Genomic DNA, 22,628 nt, shown 5'->3' with positions numbered 1-22,628 from the left:
GCGTGATTTACAGCGGGCGCTGCAACGTTTTTAAGCGTTTACAGCAAAGAGAAAATTTAAATGCGGCGCGTATTCAGAAATGCAGGGACGGGATACAAAAAAAGCACCCTAAGGTGCTTTCTTTAAACTCAGTTTAACCCTGATGATTAAACTCAGTTACCGTAAATATTGGCGCGATCGCGCAGTTCTTTACCCGGCTTAAAGTGCGGAACATACTTTCCTTCCAGCTCCACTTTATCGCCAGTCTTCGGGTTACGCCCGGTACGTGGTGCACGATAGTGCAGGGAAAAACTACCGAAACCGCGGATTTCAATGCGCTCGCCCTGGGCAAGAGTGGTAGCCATATGCTCCAGCATCTCTTTAACGGCATCTTCCACAGCCTTGGCAGGGATATGCGGTTGCTGACTGGCAAGTCTTTCAATCAATTCTGACTTGGTCATGATTCCTCCGGTTCCTTTCAAACCCATTAGCTGAACAGCTTATTAAACAAGGGCGGCCGTAGCCGCCCTTTGTTATTGATTACAGGACGAATCCTGCAATCTGTCAAGTCTGCTCTCCATCCTTCGCGCTGTAAATGCGTTACAGCTCAAATGATGGTGCGAACCTGAACTTACTCGCCTTTAGCTGCTTTGAAAGCTTCAGCCATTGCGTTGTTAGAGAAGTTTGCATCTTCCTGTTTGTTCACAGTTGCGATTGCATCTTTCTCATCAGCTTCGTCTTTAGCACGAACAGACAGGCTGATTGCACGGTTCTTACGGTCAACACCGGTGAACTTAGCTTCAACGTCGTCACCAACGCTCAGAACCAGAGTTGCATCTTCAACGCGGTCACGTGAAGCTTCGGAAGCGCGCAGGTAACCTTCAACGCCGTCAGCCAGTTCTACGGTTGCGCCTTTAGCGTCAACAGCAGTCACTTTACCGTTTACGATTGCGCCTTTCTTGTTCAGTGCAACCCAGTTGTTGAACGGATCTTCTGCGAGCTGTTTAACGCCCAGGGAGATACGTTCACGCTCTGCGTCAACCTGCAGAACAACTGCTGCGATTTCGTCGCCTTTTTTGTATTCACGAACTGCTTCTTCGCCTGCAACGTTCCAGGAGATGTCAGACAGGTGAACCAGGCCATCGATGCCGCCGTCCAGGCCGATGAAGATACCGAAGTCAGTGATAGACTTGATTTTACCTTCAACACGGTCGCCCTTGTTGTGGGTTTCCGCGAACTGCTGCCATGGGTTGTTTTTGCACTGCTTCAGGCCCAGGGAGATACGACGACGTTCTTCGTCGATATCCAGAACCATCACTTCCACTACATCACCAACGTTAACAACTTTGGATGGGTGGATGTTTTTGTTGGTCCAGTCCATTTCGGAAACGTGCACCAGGCCTTCAACGCCTTCTTCGATTTCAACGAAGCAGCCGTAGTCGGTCAGGTTGGTAACGCGACCAGTCAGTTTAGTACCTTCTGGGTAACGCTTAGCGATAGCTACCCATGGATCTTCGCCCAGCTGTTTCAGGCCGAGGGATACACGAGTACGCTCGCGGTCGAACTTCAGCACTTTAACAGTGATTTCGTCGCCCACGTTCACGATTTCGCTTGGGTGCTTAACGCGTTTCCACGCCATGTCGGTGATGTGCAGCAGGCCATCAACGCCGCCCAGGTCAACGAATGCGCCGTAGTCAGTGAGGTTCTTAACGATACCTTTGACTTCCATGCCTTCCTGCAGGTTTTCCAGCAGCTGATCGCGTTCTGCGCTGTTTTCGGATTCGATAACGGCACGACGGGAAACAACAACGTTGTTACGCTTCTGGTCCAGCTTGATTACTTTGAACTCAAGCTCTTTGCCTTCGAGGTGCAGGGTGTCACGGACTGGACGAACGTCTACCAGAGAACCTGGCAGGAACGCACGAATACCATTCAGCTCAACAGTGAAGCCACCTTTAACTTTGCCGTTGATAACACCGACCACAGTTTCAGCTTCTTCGTAAGCTTTTTCCAGCGTGATCCATGCTTCGTGACGTTTAGCTTTCTCACGAGACAGCAGGGTTTCGCCGAAGCCGTCTTCTACTGCGTCCAGAGCAACGTCAACTTCGTCACCTACCTGGATTTCCAGCTCGCCCTGGGCGTTTTTGAACTGCTCAGCCGGGATGGCGGACTCAGATTTCAGACCGGCGTCAACCAGTACTACGTCTTTGTCGATAGCAACAACAACACCGCGAACGATGGAACCCGGACGGGTTTCGATTTCTTTTAAGGATTCTTCAAACAGTTGAGCAAAAGATTCAGTCATGTTTAATCTTCAGGTTAATATTAACGTCCACCTGGCTCCGTGCCGGATGGGGTTGTTTCACATACCCGCCGTCAATCCATTGCAGCGGGGGTACTGCTAAATCGGTCGCGATTACGCGAGTGCCAGTTTTTGGCGCGCATATTGTAGCGCTTTTTCAATCACTTGCTCAATAGTTAAACTGGTTGAATCCAGCACTAATGCGTCTTGCGCGGGAACAAGTGGTGCGACGGCGCGGTTACGATCGCGGTCATCGCGCTCTTTTATCTCGGATAAAAGGCGATCAAAGTTAACACTAAACCCCTTTTCCTGCAACTGAAGCATGCGGCGTTGAGCACGTTCTTCCGAAGAGGCGTCAAGGAAAATTTTCACTGGCGCATCAGGGAATACCACGGTTCCCATGTCGCGACCGTCGGCGATCAGCCCCGGCGCTTCGCGGAAACCGCGCTGGCGACGTAACAGCGCTTCACGAACGCGTGGGAAAGCCGCCACCTGAGAGGCCGCATTGGCCACTTCCTGCGTACGGATTTCACCGCTGACATCTTCCCCTTCCAGGATCACTTCAAGGTTGCCATCAGTAGAGACAAAGCGCACATCCAGATGTGCAGCCAGCGGTACCAGCGCTTCTTCAGACGCAACATCTACATGATGATGCAGCGCAGCCAGCGCCAGCACGCGATAGATTGCTCCCGAATCTAAAAGATGCCATTGCAATGCTTCCGCCATCGCTTTGCACAGAGTACCTTTCCCTGCGCCACTTGGCCCATCAATGGTGATTACCGGGGCAATTGCCGTCATCTTTTTCTCCTTAATTAAGGCATACCGTTTACATGAACGCCGCGCATTATACGCGCCAACGTGCGCAACTGTTACCTTTGCGTGCAAATTACGGAATGATTGAAGCAGAGTGTAGAAGAAATGAAAGAGGATGACTGTCAGAAAGCGTAAGGAAATGCCGCATCAGGAGATGCGGCATACGATCGTCAGGCCAGGGTGCTAATGCGCGCCAGCTGTTCGAAGTAGTCCGGGAAGGTTTTCGCCGTGCACTTCGGGTCAAGGATGGTGACTGGCGTATCTGACAGCGCCACCAGCGAGAAACACATCGCCATGCGGTGATCGTTGTAGGTGCCAATTTCTGCAAATTGCAGTTTTGCCGGCGGCGTGACGCGAATGTAGTCTTCGCCCTCTTCTACCACCGCCCCCACTTTACGCAGCTCGGTTGCCATTGCGAACAGGCGGTCAGTCTCTTTTACGCGCCAGTTATAGATGTTACGCAGCGTGGTGGTGCCTTTCGCAAACAGCGCAGCGGTGGCGATGGTCATTGCCGCGTCAGGAATATGGTTCATGTCCATGTCGATGGCGTTCAGCTCACCGTGCGTACAGGAGATGAAGTCATCGCCCCAGGTCACAACCGCGCCCATTTTTTCCAGCACGTCGGCAAAACGAATGTCGCCCTGCACGCTGTTGCGACCAATACCCGTCACTTTTACCGTACCGCCTTTAATCGCACCCGCGGCCAGGAAGTAGGACGCGGATGACGCATCCCCTTCAACCAGGTAGTTGCCCGGAGACTGGTACTGCTTTGCCCCGCGCACCACGAAGCGTTGGTATGACTGGTTTTCCACCTCAACACCAAAGGTTTTCATCAGGTGCAGCGTGATATCAATGTACGGCTTAGAGACCAGATCGCCTTTAATGCTAATCACGGTATCATTTGGAGCCAGCGGTGCGGTCATCAGCAGTGCCGTCAGGAACTGGCTGGAGACGCTACCGTCAACCTCAACATTACCGCCAGTGAAACCACCGCGCAGACGCAGTGGCGGGTAATTTTCTTGCTCAAGATAATCAATCTGCGCGCCGCCCTGACGCAGGGCATCGACCAGGTGGCCGATCGGACGCTCTTTCATGCGCGGCTCGCCGGTCAGCACAATATCGTTGCTCCCAAGACACAGCGCAGCGGCCAGAGGACGCATCGCCGTACCGGCGTTACCCAGGAAAAGCTCCAGCGCTTCAGCGGAATGTAATGCGCCGCCGTTACCGGTGACTTCACAACGGGTACGATCGTCTGACAGCGCGTACTGAACGCCCAACGCTTTCAGTGCATTGAGCATATGGCGCACGTCATCGCTGTCCAGCAGGTTGGAAAGGACGGTGGTGCCGTTTGCCAGAGCTGCCAGCAGCAGAGCGCGGTTCGAGACACTTTTTGAACCAGGCAGATTAATGGTGCCATCTACCCGCGCGATAGGTTGTAACGTCAGGGATTCCATGAAACTTAACTCTCAACTCAACATAATAAAAACCCCGCAGGAACGCTGCGGGGGTGAAAAACAGCCAATTAACCGTGACGACGTTCGAAGTCGATCATGAAATCAGTCAGGGCTTTAACGCCTTCCAGCGGCATCGCGTTATAGATAGAGGCACGCATACCGCCTACCACACGGTGACCTTTCAGCGCATGCAGACCCGCCGCGAAGGACTCTTCCAGGAACACGTTATCCAGGTTGTTGTCCACCAGCTGGAACGGCACGTTCATGCGCGAACGGTTAGTTTTGGCGACATCGTTACGGTAGAAATCGCTCTTGTCGATCACGCCGTACAGCAGTTCAGCTTTTTGCTGATTGATCTTGTCCATCTGCGCCACGCCGCCTTTTTGCTTCAGCCATTTGAAGACCAGGCCGGAGAGATACCAGGCGAACGTTGGTGGAGTGTTGAACATGGAATCGTTGTCATTCAGGACGGTGTAATCCAGAATTGACGGGCAAGACTTATGGGCTTTCCCCAGCAGGTCTTCACGCACGATAACGATAGTCAGACCCGCAGGACCGATGTTTTTCTGGGCACCCGCGTAGATGACGCCGTAGCGGCTGACGTCCAGCGGCGTGGACAGAATGGTGGAGGAGAAGTCCGCCGTCACAATGACATTTTCGCCAAAGTCTGGCTCTTCGTGAATAGCGATACCGTCGATGGTTTCGTTCGGGCAGTAATGAAGATACGCGGCGTTGTCAGAAAGCTGCCACTCACTCATCGGCTTCACGGCGCGCATACCGTCAACGGTCACTTTGGCATCGATAACGTTCGGCGTGCAATATTTGTGCGCTTCTTTTACCGCACTGGCCGCCCAGTAGCCGGCATCAACGTAATCAGCGGTGGATTTGTCGCCCAGCAGATTGAGCGGAATACCCGCAAACTGACCGCGTCCACCGCCGTGACAGAACAATACTTTGTAGTTCGAGGGAATGTTCAGCAGATCGCGAAAATCCTTTTCTGCCTCTTCCGCCACCTGAATAAACGCTTTACCCCGGTGGCTAACTTCCATCACCGACGTACCCAGACCGTTCCAGTCACACAGCTCCTGTTGAGCCTGTTTGAGCACGTCTGCCGGTAACATTGCCGGACCTGAACTGAAATTAAAGACTTGAGCCATTTCCCCTCACCACGCTAAAAGCCATAAGTTATAACTGTGGATATCGGTTTTATCATTCAGTGACACGCGCCGCAATGTCTAAAACTTATGGCCGAAGAAATGTGCCCCTCATCACACAAAACAATCTGCCGTACCGTTGTCGCAAAACCGACAAAATCGCTGTCAGGTAATGCGTTTAGCCCGGCTAACCTTCGTCCATTCTGGATTTGTACAGCGAGGGCATAATTGATGATCGCCCGCCTGCATGACCACCACGTGGCTGCATTTTATGCAGGCATACTGGCCCGCATCAGGGACGGTTTTGTATCGCTCGATAAGCATATCCGGCAGTATGCACAGGCCGGGCTTGACCTCATCGTCAGGATAGTAATAAACGCTGATTTGACCGTTCGTTTCCATAATCGCCAGACGCACCTGCCCCAGCTGTTCAACGCTGCTTATACGTAGCTCCATAAAGAACTCAAACTCCGTCATATTGGCGCTTTGCACATTCTCCCAGGCCAGTTGACCATCTTCGACAATCACCACCGGTTTTCCTTCGAACAGATCTTCCAGTTTTTCACTTTTCGACATCAGCCACATGACCAGCCGGTACAGCAGCGCAAGCGTCACGAAGACGATAAAAACCGGCACCATCGGCACATCGTCATAAAAGGCAACGTCCCCTGCCGCCGAACCCAGCGTCAGGATAATCAGCACTTCAAACAGTGACATCTGCCGCACGCCGCGACGTCCGGTGATTTTCAGAAACAGGAAGACGAGTACAAAGGTGTACAGGCTACGCAACGCCACTTCGCCTAAAAACTCAGGTGGGACTTTATCAAACGCCATCCGCTGGAGATCAAATGCTTTCATTTTTTTATGCCTTAACAGTAGGTTACTGCTTATAAGCATAGCCCAGCCATTTATTTTCGCCGGAGATAGCACCCGTCACGCAAAACCCGTATCATTGCGCGCTTTACGTACGATAAAAGTGAACGCCATGACTCAAACGTTTATCCCCGGCAAAGACGCCGCTCTGGAAGATTCCATCGCTCGCTTCCAGCAGAAACTGACCGACCTGGGCTTTAATATCGAAGAAGCCTCCTGGCTGAATCCGGTGCCTCACGTCTGGTCCGTGCATATTCGCGACAAAGACTGTGCGCTGTGCTTTACCAACGGCAAAGGCGCGACCAAAAAAGCGGCACTGGCCTCTGCGCTGGGTGAGTATTTTGAGCGTCTGTCCACCAACTATTTCTTCGCCGACTTCTGGCTGGGTGAAACGATTGCCAACGGCCCGTTCGTTCACTACCCGAACGAAAAATGGTTCCCGCTACCCGAAGACGACGAACTGCCGGAAGGCATTCTTGATGCCCGCCTGCGCGCGTTCTACGATCCGGAAAACGAACTGACCGCCAGCATGCTGATCGACCTGCAATCCGGCAATGAGGATCGTGGTATCTGCGCCCTGCCGTTCACCCGTCAGTCTGACGAGCAGACCGTTTACATTCCAATGAACATCGTTGGCAATCTGTATGTGTCTAACGGTATGTCTGCCGGTAACACCCGTAACGAAGCGCGTGTACAGGGGTTGTCTGAAGTTTTCGAGCGTCACATCAAAAACCGTATTATTGCTGAATCCATCAGCCTGCCGGAGATCCCGGCTGACGTGCTGGCGCGCTACCCGGGCGTGGTGGAATCCATCGCCAAACTGGAAGCAGAAGGTTTCCCAATCTTTGCTTATGACGGCTCTCTGGGCGGCAAATATCCGGTTATCTGCGTGGTACTGTTCAACCCGGCAAATGGCACCTGCTTCGCCTCTTTCGGCGCGCACCCGGACTTCGGCGTGGCGCTGGAGCGTACCGTGACCGAACTGCTGCAAGGTCGTAGCCTGAAAGATCTCGACGTGTTCACCCCGCCAACCTTTGATGACGAAGAAGTCGCCGAGCACACCAACCTCGAAACGCACTTCATCGACTCCAGCGGTTTGATCTCCTGGGATATGTTCAAACAGGACGCAGACTATCCGTTCGTGGACTGGAGCTTTGCCGGTACGACGGAAGAAGAGTTCGCCACCCTGATGGCGATCTTCAACGCGGAAGATCAGGAAGTCTATATTGCCGACTATGAACACCTTGGCGTTTATGCGTGCCGTATTATTGTGCCGGGTATGTCGGACATCTATCCGGCAGAAGATCTGTGGCTGGCGAACAACAGCATGGGCGCGCATCTGCGTGAAACCCTGCTGGCCCTGCCGGGCAGCGAGTGGGATAAAGAAGATTATCTGAACCTGATCGCCCAACTGGACGAAGAAGGACACGATGATTTCACCCGCGTACGCGAACTGCTGGGTCTGGCAACCGGAAAAGATAACGGCTGGTACACGCTGCGCATTGGCGAGCTAAAAGCGATGCTGGCGCTGGCGGGCGGCGATCTGGATCAGGCTTTGGCCTGGACCGAGTGGACGATGGAGTTTAACCAGTCCGTCTTCTCCGCCGAGCGCACTAACTATTACCGTTGCCTGCAAACGCTGCTCTTGCTTTCTCAGGAAGACGACCGCGAGCCATTGCAGTATCTGAACGCCTTCGTCCGCATGTACGGTGCAGATGCCGTTGAAGCTGCCAGCGCGGCGCTGAGCGGTGAAGAACCGTTCTATGGCCTGCAAGCGGTTGACAGCGATCTGAAAGCCTTCCCGGCGCATCAGTCGCTGCTGAATGCGTATGAAAAATTGCAGAAGGCTAAAGCCGCTTACTGGTCAAAATAAGCGCATATAACATTAATGGCTGTAGGCGTATTCAATCGCCTGAGCTATATTACGGGGCAATTTCATTGCCCCTTTTTTTTATTTTTCCGCAATGACGTTTAATTGTAATAATTAAGTTAACCACGGGTAAATATAAAAACGCTTACCTGGGCTTTACTGTTACTAATTCTAATAAATACTCCATTTTAATTAACTGTTCCACGGGAGGCTGAAGGAAAAAATTCAACTCTTTTCATAACTTTTAAAATTTATTTTTATACGGATAATCAAATACTTACTCCGCTTTTGCTGTAAAACCATACACACTGCGGGCCTATAAGCCAGGCGAGATATGATCTATATCAATTTCTCTTCTATAATGCTTTGTTAGTATCTCGTCGCCGACTTAATAAAGAGAGAGTTAGTGTGAAAGCTGACAACCCTTTTGATCTATTACTCCCCGCTGCGATGGCGAAAGTTGCCGAAGAAGCGGGTGTCTACAAAGCAACGAAACATCCGATGACGACGTTCTTTCTGGCCATTACGGCTGGGGTGTTCATCTCCATCGCTTTCGTCTTCTATATCACAGCCACCACCGGCACTGCCGGGATGCCTTTCGGCATAGCGAAACTGATTGGTGGTATTTGCTTCTCACTGGGCCTGATCCTCTGCGTCATCTGCGGCGCCGACCTCTTCACCTCAACGGTGCTGATTGTTGTGGCAAAAGCCAGCGGAAGAATTACCTGGGGTCAACTGGGGCGCAACTGGCTCAACGTCTACGTTGGCAACCTGATTGGCTGTCTGCTCTTTGTTCTGTTGATGTGGCTTTCTGGCGAGTACATGACCGCCAACGGCGGCTGGGGGCTTAACGTCCTGCAAACCGCCGACCACAAAATGCACCATACATTTATCGAAGCCGTTGCTCTCGGCATCCTTGCAAACCTGATGGTCTGCCTGGCGGTCTGGATGAGCTACTCTGGTCGTAGCCTGATGGATAAAGCCATGATTATGGTTCTGCCGGTTGCGATGTTTGTTGCCAGCGGCTTTGAGCACAGTATTGCGAATATGTTCATGATCCCGATGGGGATTGTTATCCGCAACTTTGCAAGCCCGGAGTTCTGGACTGCTGTTGGTTCAACCCCGGAAAGTTTTTCACACCTGACTATTATGAATTTCATTACTGATAACCTGATCCCCGTCACTATCGGGAACATTATCGGTGGGGGTCTGTTAGTTGGGTTGACATACTGGGTCATTTACCTGCGTGGCGGCGATCATCATTAATGGTTGTCTCAGGCAGTAAATAAAAAATCCACTTAAGAAGGTAGGTGTTACATGTCCGAGCTTAATGAAAAGTTAGCCACAGCCTGGGAAGGTTTTACGAAAGGTGACTGGCAGAATGAAGTCAACGTCCGTGACTTCATTCAGAAAAACTATACCCCGTATGAAGGTGACGAATCCTTCCTGGCTGGTGCGACTGATGCAACCACCAAGCTGTGGGACAGCGTAATGGAAGGCGTTAAACTGGAAAACCGCACTCACGCGCCAGTTGATTTTGACACCTCCGTTGCTTCTACCATCACTTCTCACGATGCTGGCTACATCAACAAAGCCCTTGAGAAAATCGTTGGTCTCCAGACTGAAGCACCACTGAAACGCGCAATCATCCCGTTCGGTGGCATTAAAATGGTTGAAGGTTCCTGCAAAGCGTATAACCGCGAGCTGGACCCAATGCTGAAAAAAATCTTCACCGAATACCGTAAAACCCATAACCAGGGTGTATTCGATGTTTACACCAAAGACATTCTGAACTGCCGTAAATCTGGCGTTCTGACCGGTCTGCCAGATGCCTATGGCCGTGGCCGTATCATCGGTGACTACCGTCGCGTTGCGCTGTACGGTATCGACTTCCTGATGAAAGACAAATACGCGCAGTTCGTCTCTCTCCAGTCTGACCTGGAAAACGGCGTAAACCTGGAAGCGACTATCCGTCTGCGTGAAGAGATTGCTGAACAGCACCGTGCGCTGGGTCAGATCAAAGAGATGGCGGCTAAATACGGCTGTGATATCTCTGGTCCTGCAACCAACGCTCAGGAAGCTATTCAGTGGACCTACTTCGGCTACCTGGCCGCGGTTAAGTCTCAGAACGGTGCAGCAATGTCCTTCGGCCGCGTATCCACCTTCCTGGATGCGTATATCGAACGCGATATCAAAGCAGGCAAAATCACCGAGCAAGACGCTCAGGAAATGATTGACCATCTGGTCATGAAACTGCGTATGGTTCGCTTCCTGCGTACTCCAGAATATGATGAGCTGTTCTCTGGTGACCCAATCTGGGCAACCGAATCTATCGGCGGTATGGGCGTAGATGGCCGTACGCTGGTAACCAAAAACAGCTTCCGCTTCCTGAACACCCTGTACACCATGGGTCCTTCTCCGGAGCCGAACATCACCGTTCTGTGGTCTGAAAAACTGCCACTGAACTTCAAGAAATTCGCCGCTAAAGTGTCCATCGACACCTCTTCTCTGCAATACGAGAACGATGACCTGATGCGTCCGGACTTCAACAACGACGACTACGCTATCGCGTGCTGCGTAAGCCCAATGGTTGTTGGTAAGCAAATGCAGTTCTTCGGTGCGCGTGCAAACCTGGCCAAAACCATGCTGTACGCAATCAACGGCGGCGTTGACGAAAAACTGAAAATGCAGGTTGGTCCTAAGTCTGAACCGATCAAAGGCGACCTTCTGAACTTCGACGAAGTGATGGAGCGCATGGATCACTTCATGGACTGGCTGGCTAAGCAGTATGTCACTGCGCTGAACGTCATCCACTACATGCACGACAAGTACAGCTACGAAGCCTCTCTGATGGCGCTGCACGACCGTGACGTCGTTCGCACCATGGCGTGTGGTATCGCAGGTCTGTCCGTTGCGGCTGACTCCCTGTCTGCAATCAAATATGCGAAAGTTAAACCAATTCGTGACGAAGATGGTCTGGCTATCGACTTCGAAATCGAAGGCGAATATCCGCAGTTTGGTAACAACGACGCTCGCGTTGATGACATGGCGGTTGACCTGGTAGAACGTTTCATGAAGAAAATTCAGAAACTCACTACCTATCGTAACGCTATCCCGACTCAGTCTGTTCTGACCATCACCTCTAACGTTGTGTATGGTAAGAAAACCGGTAACACCCCAGACGGTCGTCGTGCTGGCGCGCCATTCGGCCCAGGTGCTAACCCAATGCACGGTCGTGACCAGAAAGGTGCGGTTGCCTCTCTGACCTCCGTTGCTAAACTGCCGTTTGCATACGCGAAAGATGGTATCTCTTACACCTTCTCTATCGTGCCAAACGCGCTGGGTAAAGACGACGAAGTACGTAAAACTAACCTCGCGGGTCTGATGGATGGTTACTTCCACCACGAAGCGTCCATTGAAGGTGGTCAGCACCTGAACGTGAACGTGATGAACCGTGAAATGCTGCTCGACGCGATGGAACATCCTGAGAAATATCCTCAGCTGACCATCCGCGTATCTGGCTACGCAGTACGTTTTAACTCCCTGACGAAAGAACAGCAGCAGGACGTTATCACCCGTACTTTCACTCAGTCCATGTAAGTGGAATTGACTGAAATCACGCGTTAAAAAGCGTACAATAAAGGCTCCACGCAAGTGGGGCCTTTTTAACACCCTCGCTTCATCAGTCTCTTTTGTCCGCTATCTATACTTAATGGATAACAGCCAAAACAGACTCGACATAGCCTTTGAGCTGTGCATCTACATAGGCCCCCGGATGGGCCAAATTCGGAGATATCACCGCAATGTCAATTATTGGTCGCATTCACTCCTTTGAATCCTGTGGCACCGTCGATGGCCCGGGGATCCGCTTTATCACTTTCTTCCAGGGCTGCCTGATGCGCTGCCTGTACTGCCATAACCGTGACACCTGGGACACCCATGGCGGTAAAGAAGTCACCGTTGAGGATCTGATGAAAGAGGTGGTGACCTATCGCCACTTCATGAACGCGTCCGGTGGTGGCGTGACGGCATCCGGCGGTGAAGCTATTCTTCAGGCTGAATTTGTGCGCGACTGGTTCCGCGCCTGCCATAAAGAAGGTATTCATACCTGCCTCGACACCAACGGCTTTGTGCGCCGTTACGATCCGGTTATTGATGAACTGCTTGAAGTGACCGATCTGGTGATGCTCGATCTCAAGCAGATGAACGATGAGATCCACCAGAATCTGGTTGGCGTCTCAAACCACCGTACGCTGGAATTTGCCAAATACATTGCCAACAAAGGCGTCAAGACCTGGATCCGCTACGTGGTGGTACCGGGCTGGTCAGATGATGATGATTCTGCACATCGTCTGGGCGAATTTACCAGGGATATGGGTAACGTGGAGAAAATTGAACTCCTGCCCTATCACGAGCTGGGCAAACACAAATGGGTGGCAATGGGTGAAGAGTACAAGCTCGATGGCGTGAAGCCGCCGAAAAAAGAGACGATGGAGCGCGTCAAAGGTATTCTTGAGCAGTATGGCCACAAGGTCATGTATTAACGAAAAGGCCCGGTGAAAACCGGGCCTTTTTATATTCTATTTAAAGACGCCGTTAATCACCGAAGTCACAATCGCGGTACTCAGCGCAATTAAGACCAGGTCGTCACCCACCACGCGCCATTCATAGCCCGGATAAGAAGGAAGCTGACCCAGCATATCGGCTGGCACGGTTTTCTTCGCAATGCCCGGAGGCAGTGGCTTACCGCGCGCCAGGTTTTTCGCAATACCCGGAGGCAGAGAGTCGTAGCCCGTTAAGCCGTAATTCAGTGCCAGATGGCGGGCATGATCGAAGCTCACGCGGACGTCAACATCATGACCAACATCGTTGCTGTTTTTAAAGCTCTTATCCGATTTTCCTGGATTATCCTGGCCGGTATTGTGCTTATTACCATGGTTACCAGCGTTCCCGTTACCATGATTGCCGCTATTACCTTGTCCGCCACCGTTTCCGTGACCACCGCCATTCCCGTTTCCTGGATTAGCCATGGCCGGAGCCGTTGCAAACGTTAAAGCCAACACTACGGCAAGTGCGGTAGTGGAAAAACGACGAGTAGACATGATTGCTGCCTTTTAGTGGTAGAACTCATTTGAATTATCGCCAGGCAGTAAAAACTCACAATAAGTAAAAGTCTTATATGTGACAGGGACAAAAAAGCCTGTCATCGACAGGCTTTTATTTAATCAGGCATGTGCCACTGGCGTTGGGTGCTCGCCCGCTTTGCGCAGCAGCATTAACAGATAAATAAACGATACGCTGGCGATCATGATAAACAGCAGATTATCAGAGTAATTTTGCATGAGCATAGCGGTAAAAGTCGGCCCCAGTAAACTGCCGATGGTGTAACTCAGCAACAATGCCTGGTTCATCGCCACCAGCTGGTGATGCTCAACTTTCTCACAGGCCCAGGCCATCGCGACCGGATAGAGCGTAAAACCCGCAGCCCCCAGAATGAACAGCGCAGGCGCCATCGCGGCGTTGCTGAGCATGGCGAGACAGCCCATGATGACCACGAAAACCTGGACGCGCAGCACCAGCAGACGACCAAAGCGGTCCGCCAGGCGGCCAATCGGCCACTGACCGACAATCCCCGCGCTGACCATCACCGCCATCCAGAAACCGATCCCGGAATCGCTGACGCCCTGATGGTTGAGATAGAGCGGCATCAGGCCATAGAGCGACCCCAGCACAATCCCGGAGATAATGCAGCCGTTAATCCCCAGGCGCGCCTGACGCAGTCTCAGCATCGGCCAAACGTGCGTGGCCTCCTGATGCTCACTGCTCTGGTTCACGATACGGGTAAAGAGCAGCGGCAGAATTGCGGCCAGCACCATCCCGTTTACCCATGGCAGAACGCTCATCAGGTCGGTTGGGAATTTGCTGACCATCAGTTGTCCCAGAACGGTACCGACGTAGTAAACCATCATATAAGCCGCCAGCAGACGCCCGCGATTACGGGACGTGCCGCTGCACATCAGCGCACTTTCAACCACCACCCAGATCATGGCGCAGCCAACGCCCGCAATAAAGCGCCAGACCATCCAGCTCCAGAAGCCGACCATCAGTCCTAAACCGGCGCATCCGACGGCAAAGATCAGTGACGCCAGATAATAACTGCGGTTAAAACCAAAGCGCTTAATAAGGCTGCCCGTTAATAAGGTACCCAGCAGATTGCCCGTAAAAAAGGACGAGCTAACCATACCCACCTGCCAGGTTGGTAAGTTTTCATGGGCGAGCCATAGCGGGACGAGTGTGTTCAACACCGCGATCGCCAGGGTCAGCAAAAGCAGGCCACAGAGCAACAAAAGCACCGGGCGGGTATAGGTGGTCATGGATTAAAAACCGTGAGGAAGTTCAGATTTCGTGCGCATCATGCCACTGGCAAAAACAAAGTCAATCCACCGATTCAGGCGTCACGCACGATATGCGCCTTGTCGATTTAAAAAACTCATCCTGCTAATGCAAAGCCTGCTACCAATATTAATTATCTATTTGTTTTTATTTATTTCCGGGAATTTTTACAACGAAACATCAGTCGAAAAATTTCATGAATGAAACAAGAAAAGCCGGGCACTATGTCCCGGCTTTTTATAACAAAATCTAAAATTAGCTGGCGACAGCCATACCGACCGTCATATGCAGACCGTAAAATACGCCGCGACCAATTAACTCCCCTGCCAGCACCAGCACAAAGGCCAGTGACAGCAACGGTAGCGCAGGCGCGTAACCTTTAAGCTGAGGGGCAATCCAGCACACCAGCGCCGCCGTCAGCAGCACCACACGCCAGGCCATCAGAGAACCGTAATCCGGTACCAGCGCCGAAGCCTGTTGGATAGAGCTGTGAATCGTCGCCAGCTCCGCTCCCTGCATAAGCGCTACAACGGTACTGATGACCAGTGCCAGCAGCGAGACCGCGGGCAGCAGGCGCATCGCCCAACCATTAATGCCAGCTACACGCAGAAGCAGATAACCCAGCAGCGGCCCGCCAATAAACATGGTCAGGAAGAAGCTCATCGGCGTCCAGACGCTGTACCAGGTCGGAACGGTATCGATGGTGTTGTACACCCGGACCATCATCCAGACGAAGACAACGCCCAGTACCATGGTGACGATGAGCCACAACGCACGTAACCCTGACGGCAGCTTTTTCAGCGCTGCCAGTAACCACCCCAGCCCGCCAACTGCAAAGAAGATTGCGCCGCTGGCAATCTCGTTACTCAGCGAAGAGGCACCTACGCGGTTCAGGGAGTTAAACGCGCGCATCGGTGAGCCCAGGTGCAGCGTAGAGGCGATAAACCCAATCCCCATCAACACCCACAGGCCAAACATGCTCAACACTAAACGCTGCTGCTGTTCAGCATTGAGGTTCCCTTTTAACAGCGCCAGCGCAAGGACGATAAACCCGCCTGCCACGCACTGCCCAAAGACCGTGAAGATCATAAGCGGCCATTCATGCCATCCACTTCCCATCTCACACCTCCTTCGGGTTTGCCAGGTAGCCGGTGGTGTCACCCGTCGGACGGCTGTTGGCGTTAGGTTTAATCACAATACTCGGCTTCGTGAAGTGCGCAGACGGCAGCGGCGCGACCGCAGCAAGCTGGCCGTGTTTTTTACGCAGCTCTTCAATCGGGCCAAAGTCCAGCGCGCGCAGCGGGCAGGACTCGACGCAGATGGGCTTTTTGCCGTCCGCCACGCGGTTGTGGCAGCCGTCGCACTTGGTCATGCGGCCTTTAGCCGCGTTATACTGCGGCGCACCATACGGGCAGGCCATGTGGCAGTAGCGACAGCCGATGCAGACATCCTCGTCCACCACCACAAAACCGTCGTCGCGCTTGTGCATTGCCCCGCTCGGGCAGACCTTGGTGCAGGCCGGATCTTCGCAGTGGTTGCAGGCAATCGACAGGTAATAGGCGAAGACGTTCTGATGCCAGACGCCGTTATCCTCCTGCCAGTCGCCGCCCGCGTATTCATAAATACGACGGAAGCTGACGTCCGGGGTCAGGTCTTTATAATCCTTGCAGGCCAGCTCGCAGGTTTTGCACCCGGTGCAGCGGCTGGAATCAATAAAAAATCCATACTGGGTTGTCATCGGTTACTCCTTACGCCTTTTCAACCTGAACGAGGTTTGTGTGGGATGGGTTGCCCTTCGCCAGCGGCGATGGACGCTGCGTAGTGAGAACGTTGATGCAGCCCGCCTGATCGATACGGTTCGCATCCGGGTTATACCAGGCCCCTTCCCCCAGCGCGACAACGCCAGGCATCATGCGCGGAGTCACTTTAGCTTCGATATGCACTTCGCCACGTCCGTTGAAGATACGTACGCGATCGCCATTACTGATGCCGCGCGCTTTCGCATCCATCGGGTTGATCCACATCTCCTGTCGGCAGGCCGCTTTCAGAACGTCAACGTTGCCGTAGGTGGAGTGAACACGCGCTTTGTAGTGGAAACCGGTTAACTGAAGTGGGAATTTCTCCGTCAGCGGATCGTTGTAGTTTTCGAAGCCTGGCGTATAGATCGGCAGCGGATCGATAACGTCCCCTTCCGGCAATTCCCACGTTGCGGCAATTTTTGCCAGCTCTTCGGAGTAGATCTCGATTTTGCCCGACGGCGTGGTCAGCGGATTGGCCTGCGGATCGTCGCGGAAGGCTTTATACGCCACGTGATGCCCTTCCGGATCGCGCTGCTTGTACATGCCCTGCTTGCGGAAGGTATCGAAGTCCGGCAGGTCTGGAATGGCTTTGCGTGAGAGCTCGTGCAGATGGCGCATCCACCCTTCCTGAGTACGCCCCTCTGTGAACTGCTGCTCAACGCCAAGACGTTTCGCCAGCTCGGACGTCATCTCATAGATAGTTTTGCACTCGAAGCGCGGTTTGATGGCCTGGTCTGTGAAGATCACATAGGACATGTTGCCGCAGGAGGCGTCCAGCGCGAAATCCATCTGCTCAGACGCGGTGCAGTCTGGGAGCAGAATATCGGCATACTTCGCCGATGAGGTCATGTGGCAGTCGATCACCACAATCATTTCGCACTTCTTGTCGTCCTGCAAGATTTCGTGGGTGCGGTTGATCTCTGAGTGCTGGTTGATCAGGCAGTTACCGGCATAGTTCCAGATCATTTTGATCGGCACATCCAGCTTATCTTTGCCCCGAACACCGTCGCGTAGCGCGGTCATTTCCGGGCCGCGCTCGATCGCGTCCGTCCACATAAACATGGAGATGCTGGTCTGAACCGGGTTATCCAGCGTTGGCATACGCTCAAACGGTACTTCATACGAGCCTTCACGCGCCCCGCTATTACCGCCGTGAATGCCGACGTTGCCAGTCAGAATCGAGAGCATAGAAATAGCGCGGGTGGCAATTTCGCCGTTCGCGTGACGCTGCGGTCCCCAGCCCTGGCTGATATAAGCCGGTTTTGCTGAACCAATTTCACGGGCCAGCTGAACAATACGTTCGACTGGAATGCCGGTGATGGTGGATGCCCACTCAGGGGTTTTCGCTACCCCGTCGCTGCCCTGACCAAGTATATACGCTTTGTAATGCCCGTTAGCCGGTGCGCTGGCTGGCAGCGTCTTCTCGTCATAGCCGACGCAGTATTTATCAAGGAACGGCTGATCGACGAGGTTTTCAGTGATCATCACATACGCCAGCGCATTGACCAGCGCCGCATCGGTACCAGGGCGGATAGGGATCCACTCGTCTTCTCGCCCCGCGCCGGTATCGGTGTAGCGCGGATCGACGATGATCATTCGTGCGTTGGATTTGGCGCGCGCCTGCTCAAGATAATAGGTTACCCCACCGCCGCTCATACGCGTTTCGCCCGGGTTGTTGCCGAACAACACCACCAGCTTGCTGTTTTCTATATCCGACGGGCTGTTACCGTCTGCCCAGCCGCCATAGGTGTAGTTCAGGCCCGCGGCAATCTGTGCGGAAGAGTAGTCGCCATAATGGTTGAGATAGCCGCCGCAGCAGTTCATCAGGCGCGCTACCAGCGTTTTACCCGGCGGCCAGGAGCGGGTCATGGTGCCGCCCAGCGTCCCGGTGCCATAGTTCAGGTAGATGGATTCGTTGCCGTATTCTTTGATCAGGCGCTGCATGTTGGTCGCGATAATATCGTAGGCTTCGTCCCAGCTAATGCGCTCGAACTTCCCTTCCCCACGCTTACCGACACGCTTCATCGGATATTTCAGACGATCCGGGTTATAAACGCGACGGCGCATTGAGCGGCCACGCAGACAGGCACGAACCTGGTGTAACCCTTCGTAGTTATCATCGCCGGTATTGTCGGTTTCAACGTATTTGATTTCACCGTCCACAACATGCATACGCAGGGGACAACGGCTACCACAGTTAACGGTACAGGCACTCCACACCACTTTTTCCGGGGCTGAAGCGGGAGACAGAGCCTCCGCCGCCGACGCCAGACGGGTAAAAGGAAGCGTAAAGGCGCTGCTGGCAACCGCCAGACCACCTATTGCCGTGGTTTTCATCAACCCACGGCGAGTGACCTCGGCAGCCATTAACGCTTCAGGCGCTTTGATTTTCATAAAGACTCACTTTGGTTGCTCACAAAGAAAAGAGAGGCGGCGCATACCGCTATGTAGTTTTATATATAACGAATTCCTTCGTTACAGGTGTTTTATGCTAACTTTCGTTCGGAGGAGTATTACTACTTTAGAGGGAGGGAATATTGCGTCGTATCAAATCAAAGATATAAAAAAAGCGCCCTGAGGCGCTTTTTTGTTTTGCAGCAAAATATTAGCCGATGAACTGCTGGCCTTTCATGTAAGGACGCAGCACCTCAGGGATCTCAATACGACCATCTGCCTGCTGGTAGTTCTCCAGCACGGCAACCAGCGTACGGCCAACCGCCAGACCAGAACCGTTCAGGGTATGAACCAGACGGGTCTTCTTATCGGACTTGCTGCGGCAACGCGCCTGCATACGACGCGCCTGGAAATCCCAGACGTTAGAGCAAGAGGAGATTTCACGGTAGGTGTTTTGCGCAGGCACCCAGACTTCGAGGTCGAAGGTTTTGCAGGCGCCGAAGCCCATGTCACCGGTGCACAGCGCCATACGGCGGTATGGCAGCCCCAGCAGCTCCAGCACTTTCTCTGCGTGACCTGTCATCTCTTCCAGCGCGTCCATAGACTCTTCCGGACGAACGATCTGCACCATCTCAACTTTATCGAACTGGTGCATACGGATCAGACCGCGCGTATCACGACCGTAAGAACCGGCTTCAGAACGGAAACATGGAGAGTGCGCAGTCAGTTTGATTGGCAGATCGTCTTCGTCGATGATCTCATCACGCACGAGGTTGGTCAGCGGCACTTCCGCGGTTGGGATCAGCGCGTAGTTGCTGCTGTCAGCTTCTTCGTCCAGCGGACGGGTATGGAACAGATCGCCGGCAAATTTCGGCAGCTGGCCTGTACCGTACAGCGTATCGTGGTTAACCAGATACGGAACGTAGGTTTCGCTGTAGCCATGCTGCTCGGTGTGCAGATCCAGCATAAACTGCGCCAGCGCGCGGTGCAGGTGAGCAATCTGACCTTTCATTACCACGAAGCGAGAACCGGTCAGCTTAACCGCAGCCGCAAAGTCCAGGCCCGCGTGCATTTCGCCTAGCGTCACGTGATCGCGCACCTCGAAGTCAAACTCGCGAGGCGTACCCCAGCGTTTCACTTCAACGTTGTCGTTTTCGTCTTTGCCGACAGGGACGCTGTCGTCAGGAATGTTCGGGATCGCCAGAGCGATATCACGAATTTCAGCCTGAAGAACGTCCAGTTCAGCTTTCGCCTGATCCAGCTCTTCACCCAGTTTGTTCACTTCCAGGCGTAATGGCTCAATATCTTCCCCGCGCGCTTTCGCCTGGCCAATGGATTTCGATCGAGAATTACGCTCTGCCTGCAGATTTTCTGTTTGTACCTGCAAAACTTTACGACGCTCTTCAAGAGCGCGCAGCTTATCTACATCCAGCTTAAAGCCCCGGCGTGCCAGTTTTTCAGCGACTGCGTCTGGCTCATTACGCAGCAGATTGGGATCGAGCATGCTTATCCTGTGCTTATCGAATTAAAAGAGGAAAAAGTGACCACAGCCTGCAGCCACAGAGATATATTGCCAACATTACCGCAACGATTGAACTAACGGTAGCGTTTTATAGGGCTATTTTGATCCTGTCCGGCAAGCCAGGCGAGCTTTTCGCCAATCTTACCCTCAAGACCTCTGTTTGTGGGGTGATAATAGCGGGTTTGTGCCATCTCCTGCGGGAAATACTCTTCCCCGGCGGCGTAGGCGTTGGGTTCGTCATGGGCGTAGCGATACTCCTGCCCGTAACCCATCTCTTTCATCAATTTGGTAGGCGCATTGCGCAGATGAACCGGCACATCGTAGTCCGGACGTTCACGAGCATCCGACATCGCCGCTTTGAAGGCGGTATACACCGCGTTACTTTTCGGTGCGCAAGCCAGATAGACAATTGCCTGCGCAATGGCACGCTCGCCCTCCGCAGGCCCGACGCGGGTAAAGCAGTCCCAGGCGGAAATAGCGACCTGCATGGCGCGTGGATCGGCATTACCGACATCTTCTGACGCAATCGCCAGGCAGCGACGCGCGACATATAACGGATCGCCACCGGCGGTGATGATACGCGCATACCAGTAGAGCGCCGCATCCGGAGCGCTGCCGCGCACGGACTTATGTAAAGCAGAGATGAGGTCGTAAAAACGATCGCCTTTATTATCGAAACGCGCGCTACGCTCACCGGCAATTTCGGTGAGCAGTTCAGGCTTTAATACGCGCTTGCCCGCATCGTCCACTTCGGCCATATCGGCCATCATTTCGAGCGTGTTCAACGCACGACGGGCATCACCGTTAACCAGTTCGGCGATAGCAAGACGCGTCTCGTCCGGCAGAACGATATCCTGTCCGCCGTAACCACGCGCGTTGTCCTCCATCGCCTGCGTCAGAACTTTTTCGATATCTTCCGTGGTAAGCGATTTAAGCAGATACACGCGCGCCCGGGAGAGCAGAGCAGAATTCAGTTCAAACGACGGGTTTTCCGTGGTGGCGCCGATAAAGAAAATCGTACCGTCTTCAATGTGCGGCAGAAAGGCGTCCTGCTGGCTCTTGTTGAAGCGGTGAACTTCGTCGACAAACAGAATGGTGCGACGTCCGGCATTGCGGTTTTGTCGCGCCCGCTCGATCGCCTCGCGGATCTCTTTCACCCCCGACGTGACCGCCGAGATGCGCTCAACGTCCGCGTTGGCATAGCGGGCGATCACTTCAGCGAGCGTGGTTTTTCCGGTGCCGGGTGGCCCCCAGAGGATCATGGAGTGCAGATGTCCCGCCTCAATAGCGCGCGGCAAGGGTTTCCCCGCAGCCAGCAGATGTTGCTGACCGATGTACTGCGCTAAATTTTCTGGCCGCATACGGGCGGCCAGAGGTTGAAACGCATTATCTGAAAAATCGAGCGACAGGTTGCTCACTCATGCCTCTTACTTATTGCGTTGGTCGTCCACCGTTACGCCCTGCGGCGGGGTAAAGGTGAATTTCGATGCATCAATGGCGCCGTTTTGCTGAGACTTCAACTGATAGCTGCTGCGCTGATCGTCCTGCTCAACCGCGCCGAACTGATTGATGGTACCGTTGCTGCTCACGTTAATGGTGAACTGCTTCAGATTACCGTTGCTGCCTTTTGGCGTCAGGACGAACTCATCACCGTTTTGTTTGATGTTGTACTGCTGCCAGTCGCTGGACTGGTTACGGGCAATGAGCATAAACGGCGTATTGCTGGTCGCGTCTTTTAGCCAGGTGGCGGTCGCCTGCTCAACAAACGGATTGTAGAACCACAGGGTTTTACCGTCAGACACCAGAACGCTTTCATCCGGCTGGGTCATGTGCCAGTTGAACAGATTTGGGCGTTTCACCCACAAATCTCCCTGGCCTTCCTGCACCGCGTTGCCGCTGCCGTCAGTCACTTTTTGCGTGAAGCTGGCGTGGAAACTGCTCACTTTATCCAGTCGGCTTTTAAGGTCGCTGGCTGCATCAGCCCAGACGCTGCTGGCAACAAAACTGGAGAGTAATGCACAGGCGATGGCGATTTTTTTCATTGTTATTCCTTAAAATACGTCTTTCCGATATGG

Annotated in this window: 18 protein-coding genes; 4 read left to right on the top strand and 14 right to left on the bottom strand. The window is 53.2% G+C overall.

Annotated features, from left to right (window positions below):
- Positions 1 to 152: 152 nt before the first annotated feature.
- The 6 genes from ihfB to ACQG03_RS07880 form a co-directional block, all read right to left on the bottom strand.
- Complete coding sequence (gene ihfB / locus ACQG03_RS07905) at positions 153 to 440, bottom strand: integration host factor subunit beta (protein ID WP_003858233.1); 288 nt, start codon at positions 438 to 440, stop codon at positions 153 to 155.
- Between the two features lie 170 nt (positions 441 to 610).
- On the bottom strand, positions 611 to 2,284 hold the full coding sequence (gene rpsA, locus ACQG03_RS07900) for a 30S ribosomal protein S1 (RefSeq protein ID WP_003858235.1): 1,674 nt from the start codon (positions 2,282 to 2,284) through the stop codon (positions 611 to 613).
- A gap of 111 nt (positions 2,285 to 2,395) precedes the next feature.
- Positions 2,396 to 3,079: a (d)CMP kinase gene (cmk, locus tag ACQG03_RS07895; RefSeq protein WP_015570968.1), complete on the bottom strand. Its 684-nt coding sequence runs from the start codon at positions 3,077 to 3,079 to the stop codon at positions 2,396 to 2,398.
- Between the two features lie 185 nt (positions 3,080 to 3,264).
- Positions 3,265 to 4,548: a 3-phosphoshikimate 1-carboxyvinyltransferase gene (gene aroA, locus ACQG03_RS07890; RefSeq protein ID WP_022647628.1), complete on the bottom strand. Its 1,284-nt coding sequence runs from the start codon at positions 4,546 to 4,548 to the stop codon at positions 3,265 to 3,267.
- A gap of 68 nt (positions 4,549 to 4,616) precedes the next feature.
- Positions 4,617 to 5,705: a 3-phosphoserine/phosphohydroxythreonine transaminase gene (gene serC, locus ACQG03_RS07885; protein WP_063163390.1), complete on the bottom strand. Its 1,089-nt coding sequence runs from the start codon at positions 5,703 to 5,705 to the stop codon at positions 4,617 to 4,619.
- A 162-nt stretch (positions 5,706 to 5,867) separates the two neighbouring features.
- Positions 5,868 to 6,560, bottom strand: a complete 693-nt coding sequence (locus tag ACQG03_RS07880) for a DUF421 domain-containing protein (protein ID WP_023299721.1) — start codon at positions 6,558 to 6,560, stop codon at positions 5,868 to 5,870.
- A gap of 127 nt (positions 6,561 to 6,687) precedes the next feature.
- Here ACQG03_RS07880 and ycaO point away from each other — a divergent pair, with 127 nt between their 5' ends.
- The 4 genes from ycaO (at position 6,688) to pflA (ending at position 12,989) form a co-directional block, all read left to right on the top strand.
- A complete protein-coding gene (ycaO, locus tag ACQG03_RS07875) occupies positions 6,688 to 8,448 on the top strand; it encodes a 30S ribosomal protein S12 methylthiotransferase accessory factor YcaO (RefSeq protein WP_022647625.1) in 1,761 nt (586 codons plus the stop codon).
- 405 nt (positions 8,449 to 8,853) lie between these two features.
- The gene (gene focA, locus ACQG03_RS07870) at positions 8,854 to 9,711 is read left to right on the top strand and encodes a formate transporter FocA (protein ID WP_017384832.1); all 858 of its coding nucleotides are present in this window, start codon (positions 8,854 to 8,856) and stop codon (positions 9,709 to 9,711) included.
- 51 nt (positions 9,712 to 9,762) lie between these two features.
- Positions 9,763 to 12,045, top strand: coding sequence for a formate C-acetyltransferase (pflB, locus tag ACQG03_RS07865; protein ID WP_022647624.1), 2,283 nt, complete (start codon positions 9,763 to 9,765; stop codon positions 12,043 to 12,045).
- Between the two features lie 203 nt (positions 12,046 to 12,248).
- On the top strand, positions 12,249 to 12,989 hold the full coding sequence (pflA, locus tag ACQG03_RS07860; RefSeq protein WP_003858250.1) for a pyruvate formate lyase 1-activating protein: 741 nt from the start codon (positions 12,249 to 12,251) through the stop codon (positions 12,987 to 12,989).
- Positions 12,990 to 13,025: 36 nt separating this feature from the next.
- Here pflA and ACQG03_RS07855 read toward each other — a convergent pair whose 3' ends face one another.
- From ACQG03_RS07855 to lolA, 8 genes are all read right to left on the bottom strand, one after another.
- Entirely contained in the window at positions 13,026 to 13,547 is a 522-nt protein-coding gene (locus ACQG03_RS07855) for an anti-virulence regulator CigR family protein (protein ID WP_022647623.1), read from the bottom strand.
- A gap of 123 nt (positions 13,548 to 13,670) precedes the next feature.
- On the bottom strand, positions 13,671 to 14,819 hold the full coding sequence (locus tag ACQG03_RS07850; RefSeq protein WP_063163391.1) for an MFS transporter: 1,149 nt from the start codon (positions 14,817 to 14,819) through the stop codon (positions 13,671 to 13,673).
- Between the two features lie 274 nt (positions 14,820 to 15,093).
- Positions 15,094 to 15,957 (bottom strand): dimethyl sulfoxide reductase anchor subunit family protein, encoded by an 864-nt coding sequence (locus tag ACQG03_RS07845; protein WP_023299719.1) that lies wholly within the window; start codon positions 15,955 to 15,957, stop codon positions 15,094 to 15,096.
- A 1-nt stretch (position 15,958) separates the two neighbouring features.
- The gene (locus ACQG03_RS07840) at positions 15,959 to 16,576 is read right to left on the bottom strand and encodes a DMSO/selenate family reductase complex B subunit (RefSeq protein WP_108367357.1); all 618 of its coding nucleotides are present in this window, start codon (positions 16,574 to 16,576) and stop codon (positions 15,959 to 15,961) included.
- A 10-nt stretch (positions 16,577 to 16,586) separates the two neighbouring features.
- Positions 16,587 to 19,031, bottom strand: coding sequence for a dimethylsulfoxide reductase subunit A (gene dmsA, locus ACQG03_RS07835; protein ID WP_038415775.1), 2,445 nt, complete (start codon positions 19,029 to 19,031; stop codon positions 16,587 to 16,589).
- A gap of 211 nt (positions 19,032 to 19,242) precedes the next feature.
- Positions 19,243 to 20,535 (bottom strand): serine--tRNA ligase, encoded by a 1,293-nt coding sequence (serS, locus tag ACQG03_RS07830; RefSeq protein WP_003858266.1) that lies wholly within the window; start codon positions 20,533 to 20,535, stop codon positions 19,243 to 19,245.
- A 92-nt stretch (positions 20,536 to 20,627) separates the two neighbouring features.
- Positions 20,628 to 21,971, bottom strand: coding sequence for a replication-associated recombination protein RarA (gene rarA, locus ACQG03_RS07825; protein WP_022647619.1), 1,344 nt, complete (start codon positions 21,969 to 21,971; stop codon positions 20,628 to 20,630).
- 9 nt (positions 21,972 to 21,980) lie between these two features.
- Positions 21,981 to 22,595, bottom strand: coding sequence for an outer membrane lipoprotein chaperone LolA (gene lolA, locus ACQG03_RS07820; protein ID WP_022647618.1), 615 nt, complete (start codon positions 22,593 to 22,595; stop codon positions 21,981 to 21,983).
- Positions 22,596 to 22,628 lie beyond the last annotated feature (33 nt).

The sequence above is a fragment of the Enterobacter cloacae complex sp. 342H5 genome (assembly GCF_050030905.1).
Taxonomy (GTDB): Bacteria; Pseudomonadota; Gammaproteobacteria; order Enterobacterales; family Enterobacteriaceae; genus Enterobacter; species Enterobacter intestinihominis.
Note: the sequence above shows the minus strand (reverse complement) of the source record. Positions and strands in the feature narration are given on the sequence as shown.